Source organism: Streptomyces sp. NPDC002125 (genome assembly GCF_053593715.1).
Map to the genome: position 1 here is coordinate 245,719 of NZ_JBSFDD010000003.1, position 17,514 is coordinate 263,232.

26 protein-coding genes are annotated in these 17,514 nt (G+C 70.1%); 6 read left to right on the forward strand and 20 right to left on the reverse strand.

The genetic code is table 11. The annotated features are described in order from the left end of the window. The first annotated feature begins 127 nt into the window (after positions 1-127). On the forward strand, positions 128-403 hold the full coding sequence (locus ACWCQM_RS06985) for a hypothetical protein (protein ID WP_450914272.1): 276 nt from the start codon (positions 128-130) through the stop codon (positions 401-403). A gap of 64 nt (positions 404-467) precedes the next feature. On the opposite strand, the gene ACWCQM_RS06990 is transcribed toward ACWCQM_RS06985, so the two are convergent. The 19 genes from ACWCQM_RS06990 to ACWCQM_RS07080 form a co-directional block, all read right to left on the reverse strand. Then, positions 468-1,220, reverse strand: coding sequence for a hypothetical protein (locus tag ACWCQM_RS06990; RefSeq protein WP_450914273.1), 753 nt, complete (start codon positions 1,218-1,220; stop codon positions 468-470). 21 nt (positions 1,221-1,241) lie between these two features. Next, the gene (locus tag ACWCQM_RS06995; RefSeq protein ID WP_450914274.1) at positions 1,242-1,700 is read right to left on the reverse strand and encodes a hypothetical protein; all 459 of its coding nucleotides are present in this window, start codon (positions 1,698-1,700) and stop codon (positions 1,242-1,244) included. Next, complete coding sequence (locus ACWCQM_RS07000; protein ID WP_450914275.1) at positions 1,697-1,834, reverse strand: hypothetical protein; 138 nt, start codon at positions 1,832-1,834, stop codon at positions 1,697-1,699. Before ACWCQM_RS07000 ends, ACWCQM_RS06995 begins: the two co-directional genes overlap by 4 nt. Further along, complete coding sequence (locus ACWCQM_RS07005) at positions 1,831-2,157, reverse strand: hypothetical protein (protein WP_450914276.1); 327 nt, start codon at positions 2,155-2,157, stop codon at positions 1,831-1,833. Before ACWCQM_RS07005 ends, ACWCQM_RS07000 begins: the two co-directional genes overlap by 4 nt. Next, positions 2,154-2,576 carry an Lsr2 family DNA-binding protein gene (locus ACWCQM_RS07010; RefSeq protein WP_450914277.1) on the reverse strand — a complete coding sequence of 141 codons (423 nt, stop codon included), beginning with the start codon at positions 2,574-2,576 and terminating at the stop codon, positions 2,154-2,156. The genes ACWCQM_RS07005 and ACWCQM_RS07010 overlap by 4 nt, the downstream gene beginning before the upstream one ends. 101 nt (positions 2,577-2,677) lie before the next feature. Next, the gene (locus ACWCQM_RS07015; RefSeq protein ID WP_450914278.1) at positions 2,678-2,908 is read right to left on the reverse strand and encodes a hypothetical protein; all 231 of its coding nucleotides are present in this window, start codon (positions 2,906-2,908) and stop codon (positions 2,678-2,680) included. Beyond that, a complete protein-coding gene (locus ACWCQM_RS07020; protein ID WP_450914279.1) occupies positions 2,905-3,219 on the reverse strand; it encodes a hypothetical protein in 315 nt (104 codons plus the stop codon). Before ACWCQM_RS07020 ends, ACWCQM_RS07015 begins: the two co-directional genes overlap by 4 nt. Continuing rightward, complete coding sequence (locus tag ACWCQM_RS07025; RefSeq protein WP_450914280.1) at positions 3,216-4,640, reverse strand: hypothetical protein; 1,425 nt, start codon at positions 4,638-4,640, stop codon at positions 3,216-3,218. Before ACWCQM_RS07025 ends, ACWCQM_RS07020 begins: the two co-directional genes overlap by 4 nt. A 129-nt stretch (positions 4,641-4,769) precedes the next feature. After that, positions 4,770-5,219: a hypothetical protein gene (locus tag ACWCQM_RS07030; protein WP_450914281.1), complete on the reverse strand. Its 450-nt coding sequence runs from the start codon at positions 5,217-5,219 to the stop codon at positions 4,770-4,772. Beyond that, a complete protein-coding gene (locus ACWCQM_RS07035; protein WP_450914282.1) occupies positions 5,216-5,428 on the reverse strand; it encodes a hypothetical protein in 213 nt (70 codons plus the stop codon). The genes ACWCQM_RS07030 and ACWCQM_RS07035 overlap by 4 nt, the downstream gene beginning before the upstream one ends. Further along, positions 5,425-5,703 (reverse strand): hypothetical protein, encoded by a 279-nt coding sequence (locus ACWCQM_RS07040; RefSeq protein WP_450914283.1) that lies wholly within the window; start codon positions 5,701-5,703, stop codon positions 5,425-5,427. Before ACWCQM_RS07040 ends, ACWCQM_RS07035 begins: the two co-directional genes overlap by 4 nt. 1 nt (position 5,704) lies before the next feature. After that, positions 5,705-6,619: a hypothetical protein gene (locus ACWCQM_RS07045; RefSeq protein WP_450914284.1), complete on the reverse strand. Its 915-nt coding sequence runs from the start codon at positions 6,617-6,619 to the stop codon at positions 5,705-5,707. Next, on the reverse strand, positions 6,619-6,750 hold the full coding sequence (locus tag ACWCQM_RS07050) for a hypothetical protein (RefSeq protein WP_450914285.1): 132 nt from the start codon (positions 6,748-6,750) through the stop codon (positions 6,619-6,621). The genes ACWCQM_RS07045 and ACWCQM_RS07050 overlap by 1 nt, the downstream gene beginning before the upstream one ends. Continuing rightward, positions 6,747-7,295 (reverse strand): hypothetical protein, encoded by a 549-nt coding sequence (locus tag ACWCQM_RS07055; protein ID WP_450914286.1) that lies wholly within the window; start codon positions 7,293-7,295, stop codon positions 6,747-6,749. Before ACWCQM_RS07055 ends, ACWCQM_RS07050 begins: the two co-directional genes overlap by 4 nt. Further along, the gene (locus ACWCQM_RS07060) at positions 7,292-7,687 is read right to left on the reverse strand and encodes a response regulator transcription factor (protein WP_450914287.1); all 396 of its coding nucleotides are present in this window, start codon (positions 7,685-7,687) and stop codon (positions 7,292-7,294) included. Before ACWCQM_RS07060 ends, ACWCQM_RS07055 begins: the two co-directional genes overlap by 4 nt. After that, complete coding sequence (locus tag ACWCQM_RS07065) at positions 7,684-8,040, reverse strand: phiSA1p31-related protein (RefSeq protein WP_450914288.1); 357 nt, start codon at positions 8,038-8,040, stop codon at positions 7,684-7,686. The genes ACWCQM_RS07060 and ACWCQM_RS07065 overlap by 4 nt, the downstream gene beginning before the upstream one ends. Further along, positions 8,037-8,408: a hypothetical protein gene (locus tag ACWCQM_RS07070; RefSeq protein ID WP_450914289.1), complete on the reverse strand. Its 372-nt coding sequence runs from the start codon at positions 8,406-8,408 to the stop codon at positions 8,037-8,039. Before ACWCQM_RS07070 ends, ACWCQM_RS07065 begins: the two co-directional genes overlap by 4 nt. 82 nt (positions 8,409-8,490) lie before the next feature. Next, on the reverse strand, positions 8,491-8,772 hold the full coding sequence (locus ACWCQM_RS07075; protein ID WP_450914290.1) for a helix-turn-helix domain-containing protein: 282 nt from the start codon (positions 8,770-8,772) through the stop codon (positions 8,491-8,493). Further along, the gene (locus tag ACWCQM_RS07080) at positions 8,772-8,954 is read right to left on the reverse strand and encodes a helix-turn-helix transcriptional regulator (protein ID WP_450914291.1); all 183 of its coding nucleotides are present in this window, start codon (positions 8,952-8,954) and stop codon (positions 8,772-8,774) included. Before ACWCQM_RS07080 ends, ACWCQM_RS07075 begins: the two co-directional genes overlap by 1 nt. 652 nt (positions 8,955-9,606) lie before the next feature. On the opposite strand from ACWCQM_RS07080, the gene ACWCQM_RS07085 reads away from it, so the two are divergent. The 4 genes from ACWCQM_RS07085 to ACWCQM_RS07100 all read left to right on the forward strand — a co-directional run bounded on the left by ACWCQM_RS07085 (position 9,607) and on the right by ACWCQM_RS07100 (position 13,445). After that, entirely contained in the window at positions 9,607-9,984 is a 378-nt protein-coding gene (locus ACWCQM_RS07085) for a hypothetical protein (RefSeq protein WP_450914292.1), read from the forward strand. Positions 9,985-10,080: 96 nt separating this feature from the next. Then, a complete protein-coding gene (locus tag ACWCQM_RS07090) occupies positions 10,081-10,326 on the forward strand; it encodes a hypothetical protein (RefSeq protein ID WP_450914293.1) in 246 nt (81 codons plus the stop codon). 37 nt (positions 10,327-10,363) lie between these two features. Continuing rightward, complete coding sequence (locus ACWCQM_RS07095) at positions 10,364-11,971, forward strand: LacI family DNA-binding transcriptional regulator (protein ID WP_450914294.1); 1,608 nt, start codon at positions 10,364-10,366, stop codon at positions 11,969-11,971. Positions 11,972-12,155: 184 nt separating this feature from the next. Continuing rightward, positions 12,156-13,445 (forward strand): MFS transporter, encoded by a 1,290-nt coding sequence (locus ACWCQM_RS07100; RefSeq protein ID WP_450914295.1) that lies wholly within the window; start codon positions 12,156-12,158, stop codon positions 13,443-13,445. Between the two features lie 101 nt (positions 13,446-13,546). Here ACWCQM_RS07100 and ACWCQM_RS07105 read toward each other — a convergent pair whose 3' ends face one another. Then, on the reverse strand, positions 13,547-14,989 hold the full coding sequence (locus tag ACWCQM_RS07105; RefSeq protein WP_450914296.1) for a CCA tRNA nucleotidyltransferase: 1,443 nt from the start codon (positions 14,987-14,989) through the stop codon (positions 13,547-13,549). Positions 14,990-15,169: 180 nt separating this feature from the next. On the opposite strand from ACWCQM_RS07105, the gene ACWCQM_RS07110 reads away from it, so the two are divergent. Beyond that, positions 15,170-17,467 carry a DUF6049 family protein gene (locus ACWCQM_RS07110; RefSeq protein WP_450914297.1) on the forward strand — a complete coding sequence of 766 codons (2,298 nt, stop codon included), beginning with the start codon at positions 15,170-15,172 and terminating at the stop codon, positions 17,465-17,467. Positions 17,468-17,514: the final 47 nt, after the last annotated feature.

The window sequence follows — 17,514 nt, forward strand, 5'->3', positions numbered from 1 at the left end:
CTCCTGGTGTTGCAGGCGGATGGCTGGCCCCGACCGGAGTTCGCATCTCTGGTCGGGGCCGTTGTGTTGGCGAGTACGACCGTACGGAATAGTTGCGTCGGACGCAACTATTCAGGGAGGATGGCGCATGCCCAAAAGCGAGCGCAGGAAGGAGGAGCAGCGCACGATGCTTACGTTCGCGCAGGCTGCGGCACGACTCGTAGATGACGGGCACGTGCGGAGCATGGGGCCCGAGGGGTTGCGCAAACTGGCCCGGACGGACCCTGAATGGCTGCTCACCGAGGACGACTACGGCACGGTGGCCGGCGCCCGCACTGTCCCGTACGAGCGGGTGGTGGAGTACATCCAGACCCGGAGCAAGCGCCCCGGCCGGGGCCCGGCGAAGCCTCCAGCCGCTGAGTAGACCGACACGGCTGCGCCCCTCCCAGGAGTGATGGGAGGGGCGCAGCCGTGTCTGCAGCCTACGGTCAGGCGGCGGCTGTGCGGGCCTGCTCGCGGGCGGCCTGGATGAGGATCGCGGTGCGGGCGAGCGCGGGCATCACCATGGCGCGGTATACGTCGTACTGCTCGGGGGTGAGCCGGTGCCCGCACGCCTCGCACGTGATGTGCAGGCTGTCCTCCCGCTCGACCAGGGCCCACCCGTCGCAGGCCGGGCACGGAGCGTCCTTGACGGTGCGGCGCTCCTCGGTGTGCGTGATCCGCTGGATCCGCCCCATGAGGTCCTCGAGCTGGGTGTAGATCTGCTCGGCGTACGGGCGGGTCACGGCGTACGGGAGGTAGCCGATCAGCCACGTCGACCAGGCGGCGATACCCGTGCCGGTCCGCGGGTGCGCCGTGCCGCAGCCGAGGCGCTGGACCCGGGCCGTGCCGTGCGCGTCGCGGTAGACGGCCGGGATGTCAGCGGCGATGAAGTGCGCCCACCCGGCGAGGAGCGCGGTGATCGGGATGCCGCCGGTCTGGTCGCCGTGCGGGTCGGCGATGGGCACCGGGTGGCCCGGGCCGAGCAGGTCCAGGGCGCGCAGGTCGACAGGGAGCGGGGAGTGCGCACGGCCGGTGCCGCCGCGCTGCGCGGGGCCGGCGGCGGGCTGCAGAGAGACCTGCAGCAGAGCGGCCTGCCCGGGCATACTGCGCAGCCAGGTACGGGCCTGGTACTCGCACCCCTCGCACAGATACCGGTCCTCGGCGGTGCCGTGGCCGCAGATGGTGCAGGTGTTGTCCATGTCGTACTCCCGTGCGGTGGGTCAGGTGGTGGCGGGGTCGGGGCCGGTGCATCCGAGCTGCTCGCGGATGGCCCCGGTGTGGCGGGGGTCGGTGCACGGCTGCGCCGGGGGCAGGCTGGCCCCGGGGGTGACGTCGCCCCCGGACACGAGCGGGTCCTGCTGCTCCCCGGTCCAGTCCGCGACGGTGGACGTGCCGGGGAGCGTCTCGCCGTACTGGGTGCAGCCGCCGCACAGGCCGCCGATGACCGGGGCCTGCGGGTGCCGGGCGCAGCGCTGGGACGGGGCTGCGCCCTGGTCGGGCCACTCGATGCGGGAGTCCGGGTAGCAGGCCGTCAGGAGGTCGACGGAGCTGGCACCGCTGCAGAGGCCCCACTCCGGGTCGTCCATGACGATCACCCGCCCGTTGGGGAACGCCGCGCCGTCCAGGACCTGGCCGTGAGCGAGGTGGAGGCGGAACCCTCGCGCGTAGGTGGCGGTCACGGACCCACCACCGTGACGCAGACACCGGACAGGCACAGGACCTGTCCGTCGCTGGCGTAGTGGACGTGCTCGCCCTGCTGCAGGAGCTGCTCGGCGGCGGCCCGGGCCGGGCTGGTCTGATCGGCGGTCATCATCGGTTCGGTGTCTCCTTGGTGCAGTGATCGGGGTTGTGGAGGTCGCCGTGGGTGACCCAGCCGCGCTCGCAGCACCAGCTGGCCCAGGGCTCGATGCCGGTGCGCTGGTCGGCCAGGGCCTGCTGGCGGGCCTGGTGGTGGGCGGTCTGCAGCTGCTCGGCGGCACGCCGGACCCAGGAGCAGGCCTCGGCGCACGCACCGGTCAGGAGCAGACAGACCGCGGCAGGCGCCGGTGCGCCGGCCTTGGCGTACAGCAGGGCCAGGGCGCCGAGCGTGATGGCGGTCAGGCCGAGGGCGGCATACCGCAGGCGGGCGGATATCACCGGGCGCCGCCCGGCTGCTGCGCCTGGCGCCAGGCGGCCACGACGTCGCGGGGCACCTGTCCGCGGTCGGGCACCGTGTGACCGTGCGCCCGGGCCCACGTACGGACCGCAGCCGGGTCGTAGTCACGCGGCGCCGGACTCTTCCGCCGGGGGCGCAGCTGCGCCCGCCGGGCGCGCACCGCCTCCAACTTCCGCTGCAGCTCCTGCTCCTCGGCATCGACCTCGGCCATTTCATCCTCGGCGGCCTTGCGGGTGCGGAGCTCCTCGAGGGCGGTGCGGGCCTGCTCGCCGAGGCGGACGATCGAACGGTCCGTGTGCTGGACGGCCCAGGCGATGAGTGCCCCCGTGGTCGCCACGGTCAGACCGGCGGACGGGGCCTGCTGCGGACTGCGGGGGCCGGGGATCGGTCGCTGCTCCATGTGCTTCCTCTTTCTGGCGGTGGTGTGAGGGATCCAGGGCGCCGGGTGGCGCGGTACTTCGGGCTGCTCCTGGTCCAGGAGCAAGCGCAGGGCGGCGATCGTCACGACTTCTCGGTGTGCAGCTGCTCGGCCCGGGCGGCGAGCTCGGCACGAGGGCCGACGTGCCAGTCCTCGAGGGCCTCGGCGAGCTCCTGGGCGTGCAGGGCGCCTGCCGGGTCCGGCTGGCCCGGTACGTACGGGGGGCGCAGCGGTCGGGCTCGGCCGTACGTGCCGTCGGGCCACTCCTCGCCGGCAGCGGTGACCCGCTCGAGGGCCTCGGCGTCGGTGGTCACGGCCGGGCCTGCCACGGGACCGGCCGCACCCCGGACCGGGCACGCTGCCCGCCGCTGCGCCTGGGCGGCGGGGCCTTGCACGTGGCGTGGTGCGGCATGGCCCGCCACTCGCCCGGGCGGATCTCCGGCCGGGCCGCAGTAACCGCCCGGACGTACAGCGCCCCGTCCGCGGCCTGCATCACGGCCAGGTTCCCGGCCTCGGTCGGTTCGGCGTCCACGGGCTGTCGCCGACCGTTGGCGCTGGTGAGCGCCCAGCAGATCGAGGCGCCGCACCGGCGGCAGCGAGTCAGGTGGTGGCTGGCGGGCTTCATGCTGGGTTCCCTTCGGGGTCGGGCTCGGTGAGATGGGGCAGGACCAGGCGGTGGCCGTAGAGGTAGAGCGCTCGGGTGCGCCCGAGCTCGGCAACGGCCTGGCGGATGGCGTCGGGGGTGGCGGCTGCCCGGAGCTCCCGCAGCTGCTCACCGGTCAGGTCCGACGTCGGCGGGGGCTCGGCGGCCGGGGCCGGGCGGGGCACCCAGTCCGTCACCACCGGCCGTACGGGCCGCGCCTCTGGCACCGGCCGCTGCTGCTGCGCCCCGCGGTCCTCGGCCGGGGCCTGGTTCTCAAGGCAGACCTGGCAGGGCTGGCCGGTGTGCCACATGGCGCCGGACTCGCAGCCCGGGTGGTGGCAGCCGCGGCGGAGCAGGCCCGGACCGAGGATCCACCGGCCCGGGTCCCGGGGTGTCTCGGTGGAGGCGTAGCGGGCGGTGAGCCGGGCGGTGAGGCGCTCGGTGCCGGTGCCGTGGGCGAGTTGGCGGCCGATCTCCGCATCGATCCGGCGCAGGACCCAAGCGGAGAGGCCGGGCAGCAGGTGGTGCACGGGGGCGAGGACCTGCCAGGACCGGCGGGTCAGGTGCCCACCAGGCTTGCCGGATTCCGGGCCGCTGGTGTTGCTGCGCTTTTCGCCGTGACCCGCAGCGCGGAACGCGGTCGGTGCCAAGTTATCCACAAGGGGTGTGGGCTTACTACCTGTAGGTCGCCTACGGCGGATCCCACCACCAACCCCCGTCTTCGTCACCGGTCGGTCAGTCCTGAGGTCTTCCCTAGACGTGAGGGATCCGTCGTGATCGTCGGCACCCGATCCGTCATGGATGTCAGGTGCGACGTCCTCGAGCTGGACGGCATGCAGCGGGGAGCGGTGGGCCTCGTAGGCGTGCCGGCCCTGCAGTCCCTCACGGTGGTGGACGGTGGCCCAACCGGTGGCGTCGAGCTCTTCGAGGAGCCGGGCGGCCTGGCGCTCGCCGAGGTGCTGCCCGGCCTTCTGCCCGGTGTGGTGGTAGAGCATCGCGCCGAGGTCCCCCACGGCCAGCGGCTGGGTGCGCACGGCGGCGTAGGCGATCAGGGCGTAGAGGCGCAGCAGGCGCGGCGAGAGGGCGTCAGCGGCCCGTACGGGGATCCATACGAAGTGCTCGGCCGGGTCGGCCGTACGGACCGTGCGGTGCGCGGACTGGCCACGGCCACCGGGCAGGGTCCGCCGGGTCGTGAGGACCTCGACCAGGCCGTCGACGTCGTCGGGGCGGGCGAGCTGCTTGAGCGCGCGCTCCACTTCGGACTTGCTCAGGCCGAGGTACTCGGCGATGACGGCGACCTTGGCGGTGCAGCCGTCGGTGCGCATGGCGAGCGCTGCGACCTTGATGTAGACGCTCAGGGCCGAATCACGGTACTGAGCGCCTACAACGATGCGCAGGGGCACACGAACGCGGAGACCACCGCCGGTGCGCGGCCGTGCCGGGGCCGCGGGTTGCGGCGGGCACGGCGCAGCAGCAGCCGGGGCTGCTGCTGCGTACGCGACGGCGGTGGTCAACGGGATCTCCGGGGTGGGTCAGACGGCGGGCTGCGCGGCGGGCTGGTGGTAGCCCTCGCGGGCGCGGCCCATGGAGTGGGTGGGGATGACGGGCTGCAGGTTCGCGGTCTCGTACGGCATGGGCCCGGTCCGCTTGACCCACCCGCGCTGCTCGAGGGCCCGCAGCGCCACGACGACCTGGCCGGCGGACAGGCCCGTGGCGATGGCCAGGCCGTGCAGGCCGGGCTGGCGGGCCATGCGGCCGGTCCGCCCGTTCGCGAAGGTGGCGAGGGTGAGCGCGGTCAGCCTGGTCTGCGCGGTCATCCCGGACGTCCGCACCGCGATGTCGTAGAGCGGGCGGAACCGTTCGCCGGGGGCGAGCACGGCCGGGGCGAGCATCTCGGTCAGGCGGTGCTCGGCTCGCCGACGGGCGGGGGACCGGAGCGCCAGATCGGCGGGCGACGGACGGTGCTCTGCAGCAGTGGTCACGGCTGCTCCTGTTCGTTGTGCTGGACGGCCTCGAGCTGGGCGAGTTTGAGATAGGACCCGGCGGGCCACCCCGGGCCCGGCTCGGGCTCGGGGCGGCCCTGCAGGGCGGACGGGGTGTGGATGTTGCAGCGCCAGCCGCACGGGTAGAGGCGGGCGTAGCGGAGACCGCACGGTGGCGGGGTCTCGCAGGCTTGGGTGGAGCCGCTCACAGGGCAGGGGTGCGGCCGCACCGCGTGCACTGCACCTCGCCGGTCGCGGTGTGGTCGTGCTCGGTCGGCAGGCCCCGGCACGTACCGGACTCGCACAGCGCCCAGATGAGCCCTGTACGCGGGTCCAGGCCCAGCACCGGTGCGTCAGGGGCCGTGCCGAACAGCCGGGCCAGGGCCCGGCACCCGGCGATGATGGCCAGCGCGCCGATGACGACCCAGAAGACGACGCCAGTCAGGGTGACGGAGATCAGTACGGTGATGACCCATGTAGGCATGTCAGCCCTCGTTCGTGGTGCGAGCGATGAGGGCTGCCACCTCGGCCCAGCGGCTTGACACGGCCTCGAGGAGCGAGCGTTCGCGTTCCATCGATTCCGTGGCCGAAGTCCAGAGGCCGGCATCCCGGTACGCCCAGATCTCGTCTTCGATCAGGCGGTCGAGCATGGACGGCTCGAGGGCGTCCAACTCCCAGCTGCTGTCCCCGTGCTCGGCGATGTAGCCGCGGGCGCGGGAGTCGGTCAGCTTGGCCGGGTTGGGCGGCGGCTGATGAGCCTCGACCTGATCCATATTCAGGGCGATACGCCGGACCTCGGCCTGGGCGCCGAAGAGCTCCAGCCGGTCGGCGATGTCTCGGGTCATGTCCACACCGGACGGGTCATGGTCGCCGAGGTGAATGACGATCGGCTTCTGCCCCTGCTGCTCGTACTTCCTCAGCCGACGTGCTGCACCCCACAGTTCCGACTGGGAGGTGTAGCCACGGCAGCTGAAGTAGTCCACGTCGTTGCGCTGGCAGACTCCGCTGATCACGCCGACCAGGGCGTCCTTCTCGATCCAGACCTCCACGCGGTGTGGCTGGTCGGCCCAGCGCTCGGTGCGGTACCCGTATGCGGCGGACTGGATGACCGAGCCGGGGTTCTCCCAGTGGGACAGGCCGCGCAGGTTGCGCGTGCGGTCCACGATGTATCCCCAGTCCAGGAGGCCAGCCAGGCGGGCATCGTTCACGATCGAGCCGAGACGCTTGTACTCGGTCTGCTTGTTCGCGATGAACCCGCGTGCGACGAACTGGTAGTACAGCTGGCGCAGCGTGAGGTCGAAGCCCTGGCGTGCGTAGTCCGCGCAGATGGAGTCTGCCGTCTGGATGAGGTCCAGGCTCGCGGTGCTGAACTTCTTCTCTACGTAGGTGATGCGAGGCATCAGGCCTGTTCCTTACGGTGACGTGCGGTGTGGGTGAGGTGCCGGTCGGCGAGCCAGCCGGTGGCAATCCAGAGGAGATCGGCCAGGCCGAGCGCCAGAACGGCGAGGAGTAAGGCCTCCTCGGCGGTCACTCGTCGGCGTCCGGGTCGTACGCGGCGGCGACCTCGACCGGGGTGACGGTGTAGCCGGTGTGCACCTCGGGGCCGCCGTTGACCATGACGACCAGTTCGGCGACGGCCATGGGGTCGTCCGGCTCGCCGGTGGGGTCCTGGTCCTCGTCGGTCAGCCAGAGGAAGATCACCGACGCGGCGGGCGGGTGCTCGCGGGAGATGAGGGCCTCGCAGTGCCGCTGCGCCTCAGCCGCCGTGGTGTAGCGGTCGGCCACGATCCCCTCGTGATCGGCCCTGTAGTACCTGAACGGCCCGGCAGGTGCAGGGGCGGGGATACGGGCGAGGTAGCAGAGCGCGGCAACCGTCGCGGCGATCTCGCGGGGGTCCTCGTCGCACACGGACAGCTCGCCGAGCTCGTCCAGGCCGTCGAGGATCTGTCGACCCGTGGGTTGCTCGCGCAGCGCCCGGGCCAGTGCGGCCAGGACCGTGGTGACCGGAGTGAGCTCCGCCCCGGCGTCGGCCGGGGTGCCCTTCTCCGGTGCCGTCGTGCGCTGGTCCTGGCTCATGCCCCGGCCTCCCGTTGGCCAGGCAGCGAGAGTGGAGCGGCGTGCAAGCCCGGGCGGAGCAGCCCGTACGACATGGCCGTGGCGACAGCCGCCCCGGCCGACGTCACGCCGAGCGCCTTGTAGAGGGACTGGCGGTGCGACTTCACAGTGAAGGGGCTGATGCACATGCGGCGGGCGGTGTCTCGCTCGGCGTCACCGCGGGCGAGACCGATCAGTACGCCGAGCTGCTGGTTGGTCAGCTGCACCGGGGAGGCCGGGCGCGGCGTGGAGAGAACGGCAGTCAGTGCGGCCTCGGCCAGCGCGGCAACGTCCGTCGTCGTGATGGCCAAGTCCCGTTCCTCGGCGACCGCCAAGAGCTGGGTGCGGATCGCGGTCTGCAGCGGGTGCGTCATGCCGACCGCCCCCGCAGCCGTCCGAGAAGGCCGGCGAACGTGCGCGGCGTGGGGACGGTCTTCACGCTCTGGGACACCGGGCCGGTGCAGACCGGGGCGGCCAGGACGGCGTGGCGCTCCTCGGCGGTCACCGGGCCGGGCGCGGGCACCAGCGGCCCGAACAGTTCGTACAGGAAGCAGAGACGCAGGTCGGCAGCGTCGTGCTCGGTGTGCATCAGCGGCATGCCGGTCCCGTCCACGGCGCCGGTCCACTTCCAGTGCCAGCCGAAGACGTCAGCCTGGGCGCGGTCCAGATCGATGGTCACCCCGGTCCCGATTCCGGAATCCTCGGGGATGGTGAAGAGGATCGTCATGCCACACCGCCGGCAGAGTCGTCTGCGGTCGCGGTCGCGTTGATCGTCCAGGCGCGGACCTGTACGCCGCGGATGGTGACGGTGGCCTCGGTGAACTCGTGGCGCTCACGGGTCTGGTGGGGGACGTGGTCGACGGCGCTGTTCCAGGCGGCGGCGAACTCGCCGACGCGCTCGGGCTGCTGTGGGAAGAACAGGTTGACCTCGTACGCCTGGCCGTTCTCCGTCAGGCTGACGGTCGCGGGCATCTCGATCTGCAGGACGCTCACGGCCTCCTCGGCGACGGCCAGCGCGTGCATCAACGCGTCCATCTGGTCGGGGCGACGGGAGGTGCTCAGGGTCAGGGTGGAGTCGGTAGTCTCAGCGGTCACGGTGACCTCGTCTCTAGTCGGGTGAGGTGTGCCGGTAGGGGGCTGCCACGGACCAGGCCCGGTCCGGGTGGCCCCGCGGCCGTTACTGGCCAGCTGCTCGGCGCGGGATCCTGGGGACGAGCGCGAGTGCGGGGGCCGGAGAGTCGGCGCGGCGGCGAGGGGTCACCTCGACGGCGGGGGCGGTCTCCGGGGTGGTGGTGTGCAGGTCCACCAGCAGCTGGACCTGGTGGTCGGTGAAGCGCCAGGTGCCCGCGATCTTCACGGCGGGGACATGGCCTGCTTTGGCCTGCTCCCGCACCCACCACGCCGAGACCTTCAGAGCGTCGGCCACGTCCTTGGGGGTGTGAAGCGAGGGCAGGGCCATCAGGCGCGCTCCAGCATGGCGATGTATTCAGCCACCGCGTGCTCGTGTGCGACGACGCGACCACCGATCTTGAAGGTGGCCGGACCGTGCCCCTTCATGCGCCACTTGCGGAGCGTCCCGGGGGTGATGCCCAGGCGGGATGCGATTCCGGGACCGGACGCGGTGTCTGCGATATAGATCAAACCGGGTGGGGGGCACGGGCGTGTTCGCACGGCTCATCCTTTCGGGTGTCAGTGGATTCTTGGTGCGGTGACAGAGTCGCTTCGTTCCAGTTCGGAGACGACGGAGGCGCGAAGAGCACCAACAGGGCTACCCCCAGGGCCTCCGCGATTGCGTGAGCCGACTCCGGATCGCACGTCGCCCTACGCCCGCTGACCAGATGCCCGACCGTCGCATGCGGTAGCCCGACAGCGTCTGCAAGTGCACGGATGCTGTACGGGGCGCCCCGGCCCGGGTGTTCCATGACCCAGGCGAGGATGCCTCGATCACGGAGGGTGTAGCGGACTCTCACGGCGGCTCCAGATTCGAACGTGACGACTACGTTCGGGAACACTTAAGCACAACGTATCCGGTTATTCTACGAATCCGAACGGCCGGATGTGGCGTTTTTGTGAAAGCACAGTCGGCGGTACCGTGAGGTGTAGACTGTTCGTCTACAGATCCGACAAGGTTGTACGCGCTGACCAGCATCTTTGAAGAGGGACTGATGGTCACACCGAGACAGAGCGGCTGGAGTTACACGGCGCCGGGAGGCGCGGAGAGGCAGTCATGGGAGCCGAGCCGACACGGCGACGAGATCACGACACCGACATCCCCTCTCGGCTAGCGCAAGAGATGGACACTGACGACCTCAGCCAGCTCGTGCGCCGGGTGAACGACAGCGGGGTCTCGTACCAGGACATGGCGGACCGGGCGGCAGTAGCTGGCTGGCAGGTCAGCAAGCCGTACTTCCAGAAGCTGGGGACCAATGCCGTGTCCAAGGCGCCGGACCGCCGGCAGCTGCCGGGAATCGCAGCGGGCCTGGGTGTCCACGTGCAGGCCGTGAAGCGAGCGGCGGCCCGCCAGTTCCTCGGCTACGAGGGGCGAGAGCTGACGAGCTTCTCTGACGATGTGCGAATCATCGTGTCCCACTTGGCGGACATGACCGAGGAAGACGCTCGGCGATGGCGGGCCATGATCGAGGCGGACGAGCGAGCTCGCCAACAGGAATGACCTCGTCCAACCCTATTCATGATCACGCCCAGTATATGTATCGTGACCGAACAGACATGCGTTTGGCATATGCATCTACGGAGGACGGGGCGGCACGTGATCACCTTCCGGCTTGCAGAGAGCGACCTCCCGGGACCGGCCTACACCAAGGTCTACCGGGGGGGCATGACCTTCGTACTCAACCGGGGCATATTCCTGCCTGAGCAGGCAGCTGCCCTGAACGCTGCGACACGGGAGGCTCTGTCCGCCGTGCCGCATTTCCAGATGTGGAACGGCGAGATCGTAGAGCTCGGAGAGCTCATGGAAGAGCCGTCACCACTGCATCACGTTCACCACCGCTGAGCCCACCTGGCGCTGCGGGGGCGCCAAGGAGGGCATCGTGGGGTACGCAGAGAACCGCGGCGCGTACTACCGGGGACGGTACAAACTCGCTGACGGAACGTACGGCACGGTCAAGGACGGCCACGGGCAGACGATCCGGTACCGGACGAAACGCGACGCGAAGCAGGCGGCGGACGCGGCTGAGGTGACGGTCAGGGCCGGCATGCACGTGGACCCAACTGCCGTCCCCACGTTCGCCGAGTACGTCAACCAGACGTGGTGGCCGACGCAGGACCTTGCCGCGTCCACGATGCAGAACTACCCGAGCCACATCCAAGGTCATCTGCTGCCGTACTTCGGCGACAAGCTCATCACGGCCATCACCCGGGCCGACATTGCTGCGTGGGAGAAGGGGCAGCGCGCGCTGTACGCGGCGTCCAGTGTGACGACGTACCGCAGCGTGCTGCACCTGATCCTGCAGGACGCGGTCGACGATGTGCCTGCCATGCTGGTCAACCCCGCCTCGCGACGGCGCGGGCGGGGGAAGCGGGCCGGCCGCCGGTCTCAGAGCCGAGGGCCGGAGAAGGTCGTCACGACGCCACTGGGTGCCCTGCTGATCGCCGAGCGGGCAGCCATCCTGACCGGGCGGTGCGACGAGTTCATTGAGACCATTACGACGGCATACACCGGGATGCGGTGGGGTGAGGTCGTAGGCCTTGGCCGCAAGTACGTCCGGCCTCGGAGTATCCGGGTCGAGTGGCAGCTGTACGAGCTCACCAGCGGCAAGCTCGAGCGGTGCCCGCCCAAGGACGACAGCATGCGGGACATCGACACCCCGCATTTCCTGGCCTTGCTCCTGGCCGAGCAGAAACGGCGCTGCCCACCAGCGCCGTGCCAGTGTCACGGCATGCAGACCATGTTCCGCTCGGCCACCGTCCGCCAGGAGCTGCGGGTGCCACGGGCTCGGATCGCGGAACTCGCTGGTGTGGGTGTGGCCACAGTGTCCCGGGTCCGGACTCGTCCGGATGCTGTCAGCCAGGCGGCCACCGAGCGGGTGCTCGCGGCCATGGCTGAACTGGGTGTGCTCGAGGAGACTCAGCCCGAGCACATGCTGCCGCACTGGACGCGGGACGACCACCGGTCCCAGGTGACCGAGCCGGCCGCGTCGGGCTGGTACCCGAGGCACGGTGCGGCTGAACCTGCCCGGCCGGTGCGCGTGGTGGCCGGCGACCAGTGGCCCGGCACCGTAGTGCGTGGCCGATGGTCAGCCACCCAGGCGGACGCCTGCTGGACACCGGTGGCAGCAGGGCTCACCAACCATGGGCTGAGGCACTGCCACGCCACCTGGCTCGAGGACCTCGGCACTCCGTCGATCCTCATCGATGAGCGCATGGGCCATCTCGACGGGTCCGTGTCAGCGCGCTACAAGCACACCACCCAGGGCATGCGGGATCGTATGCTGGCCGGGCTGTCCCAGCTGTGGCTGGAGTCCCTCGCGGCCCGGGCGGCGATGTCTCCCAGGTCTCCCGTCGCGGTCCTGGACCGCCTGCTGCAGGAGCACTCGGCAGAGATCATCTCCCAGAATTCTCCCCAGCGGGTCATCTCTCAGGCGATCAGAACCATGGGAACAGCACCTGACCTGCACCTTTCCAAGTGGACTGCGTGAGCAGGGACTTACTACTTCATGAAGTCCCCGCCGGTCCAGTACTTCGACGACGAGGCCCGCGAGAACGTCGAGAAGTTCATCGCCGGCGACGTCGAGCGCTGATCCAGCCGCTCACCGCTTCTTCATCTGGGGGGTCCCGGGGCAATGCGCCGCGGGACCCCCCACATGTGTGACCCTTGCCCACATGCCTGTCGTGCGTGATCTGGGCGTACTCCTGCGCCTTCGGAACTTCCGTCGCCTGCTCGCCGTACGACTTCTCTCCCAGTCGGCCGACGGGGTCTACCAGGTCGCGCTCGCCACCTATGTCGTCTTCTCCCCGGAGAACCAGACGACGCCGGGGGCCATCGCCTCCGCCATGGCCGTGCTGCTGCTCCCGTACTCGCTGATCGGCCCGTTCGCCGGAGTCCTCCTCGACCGCTGGCAGCGCCGCCAGGTCTTCCTGTACGGAAACCTCCTGCGGGCGGCCCTGGCCTGCTGCACGGCCCTGCTGCTCCTGAGCTCCGTCCCGGACTGGCTCTTCTACGCCTCCGCCCTCTGCGTCACCGCCGTCAACCGCTTCGTGCTGGCCGGGCTGTCGGCTGCCCTTCCACGGGTCGTCGACACCGAACGACTCGTCCTCGCCAACTCCATCTCACCGACGGCGGGAACGCTGGCGGCCACCGCGGGCGGCGGGCTGGCCCTCGGCATCCGGCTGCTGACCGACGGGTCCGACGCCGCCGTGGTCCTGCTGGGGGCCGCCCTCTACCTTCTCTCGGCACTCGCCTCCCTGACCCTGACGCGCAGTCTCCTGGGGCCCGACGAGGACGAGCACCATGTGCGCCTGCGTGAGGCACTCACCACCACCGCGCGAGGACTGGTCGCGGGGTTGCGCCATCTGGCCGAGAGGCGGGACGCGGCGCACGCGCTGGCCGCCATGACGGTGTTCCGCTTCTGCTACGGAGCACTCACCGTCATGCTGCTGATGCTGTGCCGCTACGCCTGGTCGGACGGCGAGTCCGGCGGCCTGGCCCTGCTCGGCCTGGCGCTCGGCACCTCCGCCGCCGGGTTCTTCGTGGCCGCCTTGATCACTCCCTGGGCCGTGGGACGCTTCGGGCGCTACGGCTGGATGGCGTGCTGTGCCGGATCGGCCGCCGTCCTGGTACCGGCACTGGGGCTGCCCTTCGCCCCCGCACCGATGCTCGCGGCGGCCTTCGTGCTCGGGCTCGTCACTCAGGGCGCGAAGATCGCGACCGACACCGAGGTGCAGACCTCCGTGGACGACGCCTACCGCGGCCGGGTGTTCTCGCTCTACGACGTGCTGTTCAACGTCGCCTTCGTCGCGGCCGCAGCGATGTCCGCCCTGGCACTGCCCCCCGACGGGCGCTCCGCGCTCGTCGTCCTCGTCGTGGCCGCGCTCTACACGCTCATCTCGGTGGCGATGCTTCGCAGGCGGCGGGCAGGCAGGGCACTCCAGCGCGCCGCTGGCAGGGAATGAGTGAGGGGTGGTGTTTCACGTGAAACACCACCCCTCACCCTCACCGTTCCTCACGGCTCGGCCCGTCATGTTTCACGTGAAACATGACGGCCGCAGCACCCTCAGCCCTGCGCGGCCCACCACTCCTTGAGGGCGGCGACCGCCGCATCTCGGTCCATGGGCCCGTTCTCCAGGCGCTGCTCCAGCAGGAAGGAGTAGGCCTTTCCGATCAGGGGCCCTGGACCGACGCCGAGGATCTGCATGATCTCGTTGCCGTCCAGGTCCGGCCGGATCGCGTCCAGCTCCTCCTGCTCCTGCAACTGCGCGATGCGCTCCTCAAGACCGTCATAGGTGCGCGACAGGGCGTTCGCCTTGCGCTTGTTCCGCGTCGTGCAGTCCGAGCGCGTCAGCTTGTGCAGCCGGTCCAGCAGCGGACCCGCGTCCCGTACGTACCGGCGCACCGCGGAGTCGGTCCATTCGCCGTCGCCGTATCCGTGGAAGCGCAGATGCAGCTCCACCAGCTTCGAGACGTCCTTGACCATGTCGTTGGAGTACTTGAGCTCGGTCATCCGCTTCTTGGTCATCTTCGCCCCGACCACTTCGTGGTGGTGGAACGAGACGCGGCCGTCCTTCTCGAAACGGCGCGTCCTCGGCTTCCCGATGTCGTGGAGCAAGGCCGCGAGCCGCAGGACGAGGTCCGGGCCGTCCTGCTCCAGATCGATGGCCTGCTCCAGAACCGTCAAGGAGTGCTCGTAGACGTCCTTGTGGCGGTGATGCTCATCACTCTCCAGGCGAAGCGCGGGAAGCTCGGGCAGCACCTGGCCGGCCAGCCCCGTGTCCACGAGCAGCCCCAGGCCCTTGCGGGGGTGCGCGGAGAGCAGCAGCTTGTTGAGCTCCTCACGGACACGCTCGGCCGAGACGATCTCGATACGCCCTGCCATGTCCGTCATCGCCTTGACGACATCGGGGGCGACCTCGAAGTCCAGTTGCGCGGCGAAGCGAGCCGCGCGCAGCATGCGCAGCGGGTCGTCGGAGAAGGACTCCTCAGGGGTGCCGGGAGTGCGCAGGACACGCTGCGCCAGGTCGTCGAGGCCGCCGTACGGGTCGATGAACTCCTTCTGCGGCAGCGCGACGGCCATGGCATTGACCGTGAAGTCGCGGCGCACGAGGTCTTCGTCGATCGAGTCGCCGTAGGAGACCTCCGGCTTGCGCGAGGTCCTGTCGTACGCCTCCGACCGGTAGGTCGTGACCTCGATCTGGTAACCGTCCTTCTGCGAGCCGACCGTGCCGAACGCGATGCCGACCTCCCAGACCGAGTCGGCCCAGGGTCGGACGATCTTCAGGACGTCCTCAGGGCGGGCATCGGTCGTGAAGTCGAGGTCGTTTCCGAGCCTGCCGAGCAGCGCATCGCGGACCGATCCTCCGACCAGGGCCAGGCCGAACCCGGCCTCCTGGAATCGGCGGGCAAGGTCGTCGGCGACGGGGGACACCCGCAGCAGTTCACTGACCGCGCGGTGCTGCACCTGACTCAGTTCACGGGGGCTGTCTTCGTTGGCGTTCGGCACAACAGAAAAGGGTACGTGCACCGACCGGCCCGGGCGTCATCGATTCTTGCGGCCCTGCGAGACTCTCCCGATCATGTGGCACGGTCCCCGGCACTCAGCCCTCGGGCGCATCGTTACCATGCGGGGACGCAGAGACCGGCAAGACCGATACCAGCTGACGACGACGAGGGACGGATACGCGTGGCCGAGGCGGCAGACCTTCAGGGGATGAATCCCTCCCCTGCCCGCCGGTGGCTCCGGCGCACAGCCTCCTTGATCGTCGGGGCGCCCCTGATCGCCGGCCTCCTGGCCGGTACCGCGGCCCCCTCCGCGCAGGCCGAGGGAGTGACCAAGGCGCCCACCGGCTCACGCACCGTGGCTGTGTCCCTGGACACGCTCTCCCCCAGCGCGCCCGTCGAAGGCGACACCCTCAGCGTCTCCGGCACCGTGACCAACAAGGGCAAGAAGACGATCACGGACGCCGAGGTCGACCTGCGCGTCGGGCCCAGACTTTCCGGCAGGACCGCGATCGACGAGGCCGCCAAACGCACCGGATACCAGCCCGGCAGCGACCCGGCCAAGCTCGGTGGCTCGTACACGGTGAAGATCGGCAAGCTCACCTCGGGCGTCAGCCAGGACTTCACGCTCGCCGTGCCGGTGGACAAGCTGGGGCTGGACGACGCGGGGGTGTACCAGCTCGGGGTCTCCATCACCGGCAGGACGACCGACTACACCTACGACCAGGTGCTCGGTATCCAGCGGACCTTCCTGCCCTGGCAGCCAGAGGACTCCGAGAGCAGGACCAAGCTGACGTTCCTCTGGCCGCTGATCGCCTCGGCGCATGTCACCGCCGAGACGGGGTCCGACGAACAGCAGACCCCCGTCTTCACCGACGACGATCTCGCCATGGAGCTCGCTCCCGGTGGCCGGCTGGAGCAGATGGTGTCACTGGGCCGCCAGCTCCCCGTGACATGGGTGATCGACCCGGACCTGCTGGCCTCGGTGGACGCGATGACGAGGAACTACCGCGTCCGGGTCGGTGACACCACCGTCGCCGGGACGAACCAGGCCGTCGCCAAGAAGTGGCTCACGGCTCTGGAAGCGGCCGTCAAGGACGGGAAGGTGGTGGCTCTGCCGTTCGCCGACCCGGACCTGGCCTCCATCGCCCACCGGGGCAAGAACGTCTCGGGAACCCTCAGCCACCTCCAGACGGCCACCGAGGTGGCGAGCACGACGGTGGAGACCGTGCTGCATGTGAAGCCATCCACCGACTTCGCCTGGCCCGTGGACGGGGCGATCGATCCCTCCGTGGTCGATGTCGCCACCTCGGCCGGCGCGCACAAGGTGATCGCCCGCAGCGACAGCCTCGAAGAGACCGCCGGACTGCTCTACACACCGACCGCGGCCCGGCCGATCGGCGGTGGCACCACGGCGGTCGTCTCCGACTACAGGCTCTCCACGGCGTTCACGGGCGATCTGGCGAAGGCCGGCGATTCCACGCTCGCCGTCCAGAAGTTCCTCGCCCAGACCCTGGCGCTGACGGAGCAGGACGCCGACAAGGAGCGCAGCATCGTCGTGGCGCCGCAGCGTGCGCCCACGGCCGCCCAGGCACAGACCATGGCGCGCGCCCTCCAGGCACTCACCTCGGGACGCTGGACGCAGCCCCTCGACCTGATCGCGGCCGCCGAACAGAAGCCGGACGCCCGGGCCACCACCAAGGTTCCCAGGGCTTCCCAGTACCCGAAGAAGCTCCGCAGCCAGGAGCTGCCCACTCAGGCCTTCCAGGACATCCGGACGACGCAGGACTCGCTCGAGAGTTTCCAGGTCATCCTCACCCAGCCCGACCGGGTGGTGACCCCCTTCGGAAACGCGGTCAACCGCTCCATGTCGACCTCGTGGCGTGGCAGAGCGCTGGAGGCTCAGCAGTACCGCGACGCGGTCCGCACCTATCTCCAGGGCCTCACCAACGAGGTGCAGCTGGTCGCGAAGTCGGACGTCACCCTGTCCGGTCGCAGCGCGACGATCCCCGTGACGGTGCAGAACAAGCTGGTCCAGGGTGTCGACCACTTGGTGCTCCGGCTGACCTCGGGCAACGCCACGCGCCTCAAACTCAACGACGGCGGAGCCGTCGCCGAGCACCCGGTCGAGATCGGGGGCGGGCACAGCCAGTCCGTGAAGTTCGACGCCTCCGCCAATGCCAACGGGCAGGCGCAGGTCACGGCGCGGCTCTTCACCGCGGACGGAGTGCCGTACGGCGAGGAGATGACCTTCACGGTGAAGGTCTCAGAAGTGACGCCGACCGTGCTCCTAGTGATCGCCGGCGGGCTGCTGCTGCTGGTTCTGGCAGGCATCAGGATGTACACCCACCGCAAGCGCACCGTCGCCGGCGGCGCGGAGGAGAACGACGGCGGTGAACCCGAGCAGCCGAGTGACCCGACGCCGGACACCGGTCCGGAAAGCGGGAACACGTCGGGCCCGGGTGAGAAAGTGGACCGTTGAGCGATGTCTGTCGGGGCCGGTCGGCCGGGGACAATGAGGTGGGGTTT